Source organism: Oleiphilus sp. HI0128, from assembly GCF_001635365.1.
In genome coordinates, this window is sequence record NZ_LWGG01000903.1 from 1 (window position 1) to 1,685 (window position 1,685).

Sequence of the window (1,685 nt, forward strand, 5' to 3'; positions counted from 1 at the left end):
AGTAACGTTCATGACATCGCCAGGCGCTAACCAGTTTAACGCTTTATTCCCGGATGGAAAGCCTAGCTCACGTTGTGGTGAAGGTGCATCTAAAGTAAATGGTATTCGTTACTACTCATGGGGTGGTGATGCGACATTTACCAATGCTTTAGATATTTCAGATGCGTTCTTGATGTTTACGGGTGCAACGATCAGTGGTGCGAACGATGGCTTGGTTGAACGTTGTGACCAGCATTGGGGAGATGTTATCGGTACGCGCTATAACATGAACCATATGGATGCAGTGAATCATGTCTTTGGTATTCACCATCTGTTTGAGACTGATCCTCTAACTTTATATAAGAATCAGGCATCACGCTTGAAGTCTGCTGGACTATAAGCCTTTTACAGCTCCTCTATGCTTTTAGGGGAGCTGTTTTCAGCAGCTAGTAGAACTTCTAACTTTCCAAGAACATAAGGTATCGCTTGTCAATGACTCATCAAACCAAACTAGTTAAGAGAAGCTTTCTATTGGGCGGTGCTGGCGTAGCAGCATTGGCGATGATTGTAAGTACTTTTGTATTTGATGAAGGGGGGGCGGCTCATACTAGTCTCCTCAGTCTGAATCAAGGCAGCAGGTTATCTCAGCTTGAGGATCGGCCATTGGCGAGTGATCAGGCTGAAGGTGTTCAGCTTATCAATGCCCTTGCATACGAGAGTCGACTAGGTACATTGCCTGACTCGCTTCAAGGGACTCAAATGCAGCAAAGTCTGCAGGTGGATGACCAGGGTAACTTACGTATCTCCAGCGATATCAAAAGAGTGTTTGATTACTTCCTTTCGACCATTGAGGAAGAAGAGTTGGATATCGTGCTGGCTAGAATTGATGAATACTTGAGTTACTATTTGCAGGAGCCTGCACTGACTCAGTCAAAACAGATCTTGGCTCAGTATATCTCACTAAAGCAAGCGCTGTATGACTATGAACTCAGTCGCTCAGAGTCAATTAAAGGCATGATGGAGAGCGGAGAGTTAATGGCCGATAAAGGTCGTTATGTCGCTTTGTTAAGTGAGCAGCTAAATGCTCAGTCAGAAATGCGTGCGCAATATTTGGATGCAGAGGTCTACGAGGCATTTTATGCCTCAGAAGAGGCTTATGATCAATATACTCTGGCTAGACTAAGTGTAGAAGCTGAGGAAGGCTTGAGCGAAGAAGAAAAAGCTCAACGACTAGCGCAAGTCGATGCTCAAGCGCCTTATGACATTATAGAGTCCCGTAGAGAGGCTCGTATCACTGACGAATTAAATGCCCGTGTTGCCAAAATAGAAGAAGAGGGTGGCGGCTATGATGAAGTCAGAGCGGTTAGGGTTGAAATGTTTGGTGTTGAAGCAGCTGAACGTTTCGATACTTTGGATCAGGAGCGCGCTCAATGGCAAGCGCGTATTGATAGTTTTCTGGATCAACGACAAGAAATCCTATTGATAGAAGGCTTGAGTGCTGAAGAGCGTCAGGCTCAAGTTGATACATTACGTGCCAGTCAATTTGACTCACGCGAGCAGATTCGAGTGAAAGTTTACGAGCGCAAAGCTGACGTTTAGCCCATCTATTCATTGAGCACTGAACTAACTTTGTGTAGCATCCTCTGTGTTTTAAACATGTGAGGTTGCCGTGCTTATCGAGCGTTTATTCTATATTCGCTGTTCTA

Annotated in this window: 1 protein-coding gene and 1 pseudogene; both read left to right on the forward strand. The window is 44.9% G+C overall.

The genetic code is table 11. The annotated features are described in order from the left end of the window. Window positions 1-379 (forward strand): annotated as a pseudogene (locus A3763_RS28700) (lipase); the annotation flags it as partial. 92 nt (window positions 380-471) lie between these two features. Next, window positions 472-1,578, forward strand: a complete 1,107-nt coding sequence (locus tag A3763_RS14715) for a lipase secretion chaperone (RefSeq protein ID WP_068514663.1) — start codon at window positions 472-474, stop codon at window positions 1,576-1,578. Window positions 1,579-1,685 lie beyond the last annotated feature (107 nt).